Source organism: Pseudomonas sp. UBA6315, assembly GCF_002438125.1.
Taxonomy (GTDB): domain Bacteria; phylum Pseudomonadota; class Gammaproteobacteria; order Pseudomonadales; family Pseudomonadaceae; genus Aquipseudomonas; species Aquipseudomonas faucium.
The window spans coordinates 1-3,949 of the sequence record NZ_DJTF01000049.1; the positions used below are offsets into that span (position 1 = coordinate 1).

Consider the following 3,949-nt stretch of genomic DNA (forward strand, 5'->3'; position numbering starts at 1 on the left):
TCGTTCTGGTACTCCAGCCTCACCGCCGACCGCATGTTCAGCATCGGCTACGCCAAGGGCGCGGCGTGGAACGAGACACACTGGGACAACCCGCGCTTCAACCAGCTGCTCAACGCCGCCCGCGGCGAGATGAACGAGCCGCTGCGCCGCGAGATGTACAACGAGATGCAGGCGCTGTGCCGCGATGACGGCGGGGCGATCGTGCCGCTGTTCGCCAGCTCCGTCGCTGCCCGCTCCAGCCGCGTGGCCCATGGCCCGCTGACCGCGCCCTATGGCGAGCTGGATGGGCTGCGGGTGATCGAGCGTTGGTGGCAGGCCTGAACCGGTCGCGTTTCGCAAGGCTGAACCCTGCATCCAGTGAAGGAGTTGTACGGTGAACAATCTTGGCAAACTGCTTGTGCAGCGCCTGGCCCTGGGCCTGTTGTCGCTGTTTGCGGTCTCGGTGGTGATCTTCCTGGCCGTCGGCATGCTGCCGGGCGATATCGCCCAGGCCATGCTCGGCCAGTCGGCCACCCCGGAAACGGTGGCGGCATTTCGCGCCCAGCTTGGGCTCGACCTGCCGGCGCTGCAGCGCTTCGTCAACTGGGCCTGGCGCCTGCTGCACGGTGACCTGGGCGTGTCGCTGGCCAACCAGCGGCCGATCGCCGAACTGGTCGGCACGCGCCTGGGCAACACCTTCAGCCTGGCCCTGCTGGCGGCGCTGTTCTCGGTGCCGACGGCGCTGCTGCTGGGCATGCTCGCGGCGTTGTACCGCAACAGCTGGTTCGACCGGCTGCTCAATACCGGGGCGCTGAGCGCGGTGTCGTTCCCCGAGTTCTTCGTCGCCTACATCCTGATCCTGGTGTTCGCGGTGAAGCTCGAATGGCTGCCGGGCATCTCCAGCCTGGCGCCGGATGCCTCGCTTGGCGAGGTGCTGCAGGTGTCGGTGCTGCCGGTGGCGACCCTGAGCCTGGTGGTGATCGCGCAGATGATGCGCATGACCCGCGCCTCGCTGATCAACCTGCTGGCCAGCCCCTACATCGAGATGGCCCGGCTCAAGGGCGTGTCGCCGGCACGGATCATCTTCAAGCACGCCTTGCCCAATGCGCTGGCGCCGATCGTCAACGTGGTGGCGCTGAACCTGGCGTACCTGGTGGTGGGCGTGGTGGTGGTGGAGGTGGTGTTCGTCTACCCGGGGCTGGGCCAGTTGCTGGTGGACTCGGTGGCCAAGCGCGACATCCCGGTGGTGCAGGCCTGCAGCCTGATCTTCGCCGGCACCTACATCCTGCTCAACACCGGCGCCGACGTGCTGTCGATCGCCAGCAACCCACGCCTGATGCATCCGAAGGGGTAGTCCATGAGCCTGATCACACCTCTGCTGCGCGCACCCTTGAGCGCCAAGTTCGGCCTGCTGGTGATCGTTGCCTACATCGTGGTGGCGCTGTTCGCGCCGCTGCTGGCGCCTTACGGCGAAACCCAGGTGGTCGGCGAGGGCTTCGCGCCCTGGGGCCCGCAATTTCTGCTGGGCACCGACAACCTTGGCCGCGACATGTTCAGCCGCCTGCTGTACGGCGCCCGCAACACCCTGGGCATCGCCTTCCTGACCACCAGCCTTGCGTTCCTGCTGGGCGGCCTGTGCGGGCTGGTGGCGGCGATCAAGGGCGGCTGGATCGACCAGGGGCTGTCGCGTGTGGTCGACATCCTGATGGCCATCCCGCAACTGATCTTCGCCTTGCTGATCCTCAGCGTGGTCGGCACCACCGCCACCTCGCTGGTGCTGGTGATCGCGCTGCTCGATGCCACGCGGGTGTTCCGCCTGTCGCGGGCGGTGGCGATGAACGTGGTGGTGCAGGATTTCGTCGAGGCGGCGCGGTTGCGCGGGGAAGGGCTGTGGTGGCTGGTCACCCGCGAGGTGCTGCCCAACGCTGCGGCGCCGCTGATCGCCGAGTTCGGCCTGCGTTTCTGCTTCGTCTTCCTGTTCATCAGCGCCTTGTCGTTCCTCGGCCTTGGCATCCAGCCGCCGACCGCCGACTGGGGCAGCATGGTGCGCGACAACGCGGTGCTGATCACCTTCGGTGACATCAGCCCGCTGCTTCCGGCCCTGGCGGTGGCGTTGATCACGGTGAGCGTGAACTTCGTCGTCGATTGGGTGCTGCACCTGTCCAGTGGCCTGAAGGAGTGCTGAGCATGAGCAACGATACCTTGCTGCAAATAAGCGACCTGCGCATCGAAGGCCACTACGAGAACGCCTGGCACCCGCTGATCAAGGGCATTGACCTGACCTTGAAGCGCGGCGAAGTGCTGGGGCTGATCGGCGAGTCCGGGGCCGGCAAGTCGACCTTGGGCCTGGCCTCCATGGGGTATGTGCGCGATGGCTGCCGCATCACCGGCGGTAGCGTGCGGTTCGATGGCATCGAGCTGCTCCAGGCCAGCGCCGAAACCCTGCGCAAGCTGCGCGGCCTGCGCATCGCCTATGTCGCGCAGAGCGCCGCTGCCTCGTTCAACCCGGCGCACCGGCTGATCGACCAGCACGTGGAAACCGCCGTGATCAACGGGGGTATCGACCGCGCCAAGGCCGAAGCCGAGGCCGTGGAGCTGTACCGCATCCTGCGCCTGCCGGACCCTGAGCACATCGGCCAGCGCTACCCGCACCAGCTCTCCGGAGGCCAGTTGCAGCGGGTAATGACTGCCATGGCCATGGCCTGCCACCCGGACCTGATCGTCTTCGACGAACCCACCACGGCGCTCGACGTCACCACCCAGATCGAAGTGCTGGCGGCGATCCGCGATGCGGTGAAAACCTTCGGCAGCGCCGCGCTGTACATCAGCCACGACCTGGCGGTGGTGGCGCAGATGGCCGACCGCATCATGGTGCTGCGCCACGGCAGCCTGGTGGAGGAGGCGCAGACCCGCACCATGCTCAGCGCGCCGCAGCAGGCCTACACCCAGTCGCTGTGGGCGGTGCGCAACTTCCACACCTCGGCCAAGGCCTGCCCGCGCGACGAAAAGCCCTTGCTCGAGGTGCGCAAGGTCGACGCCAGCTATGGCCATCAGCCGGTGCTGCACGAGGTGTCGCTGAAACTCTTTCGCGGCCAGACCCTGGCGGTGATCGGCGAGTCGGGCAGTGGCAAGAGCACCACGGCGCGGCTGATCAGCGGCCTGCTGCAGCCCACCTCGGGCCAGGTGCTGTATGACGGCCAGGCGCTGCCGGCGGACTATCGCCAGCGCAGCAAGGAGCAGCTGCGGCGCATCCAGATGATCTACCAGATCCCCGACACGGCGCTCAACCCACGCCAGCGCATCGTCGACATCATTGGCCGGCCATTGAGCTTCTACCTGGGCCTCAAGGGCAAGGCGCTGCGCGAGCGGGTTGCCGAGCTTTTGCGGATGATCGACCTGGAGCCGGCCAAGTACCTGGACCGCCTGCCCCGCGAGCTGTCCGGCGGGCAGAAGCAGCGGGTGTGCATCGCCCGCGCGCTGGCGGCCGAGCCGCAACTGATCATCTGCGACGAGGTGACCTCGGCGCTCGACCAGCTGGTGGCCGAGGGCGTGCTGAAACTGCTCGACCGCATCCAGCGCGAGCTGGGCGTGGCGTACCTGTTCATCACCCATGACGTGGCCACCGTGCGCGCCATCGCCGACGAGGTGCTGGTGATGCAGCGCGGGCGGGTGGTCGACCACGGCAGCCGCGAGGCGATCTTCCAGCCGCCGTTCCGTGACTACACCGGGTTGCTGTTCTCCTGCGAGCCGGAGATGGACCCCGACTGGCTCGACCGCCTGCTGGCGGCGCGCAACCCCACTTCCCCCTTGGCAACAGTTTGAGGATTGCCCATGAAAGTCTTGATCGTCCACGCTCACCCCGAGCCCCAGTCGTTCACTGCCGCGCTGCGTGACCAGGCGCTGGAAACCTTCCGCGCCCAGGGCCACGAGGTGCAGGTCAGCGACCTCTACGCCATGGGCTGGAACCCGG

Annotated in this window: 4 protein-coding genes and 1 pseudogene; all 5 read left to right on the forward strand. The window is 67.3% G+C overall.

Features of this window, described 5'->3' with window-relative positions; translation table 11 throughout:
* A pseudogene (locus tag B3E94_RS05990) lies at positions 1-321 on the forward strand (peptide ABC transporter substrate-binding protein); the annotation flags it as partial.
* 52 nt (positions 322-373) lie between these two features.
* Complete coding sequence (locus B3E94_RS05995; RefSeq protein WP_176518189.1) at positions 374-1,333, forward strand: ABC transporter permease; 960 nt, start codon at positions 374-376, stop codon at positions 1,331-1,333.
* A 3-nt stretch (positions 1,334-1,336) separates the two neighbouring features.
* Positions 1,337-2,164 carry an ABC transporter permease gene (locus B3E94_RS06000; protein ID WP_176518191.1) on the forward strand — a complete coding sequence of 276 codons (828 nt, stop codon included), beginning with the start codon at positions 1,337-1,339 and terminating at the stop codon, positions 2,162-2,164.
* A 2-nt stretch (positions 2,165-2,166) separates the two neighbouring features.
* Positions 2,167-3,801: an ABC transporter ATP-binding protein gene (locus B3E94_RS06005; RefSeq protein ID WP_286912710.1), complete on the forward strand. Its 1,635-nt coding sequence runs from the start codon at positions 2,167-2,169 to the stop codon at positions 3,799-3,801.
* Between the two features lie 9 nt (positions 3,802-3,810).
* Positions 3,811-3,949: NAD(P)H-dependent oxidoreductase (locus B3E94_RS06010; protein ID WP_286912711.1), on the forward strand; the 139-nt coding region annotated here is incomplete at its 3' end.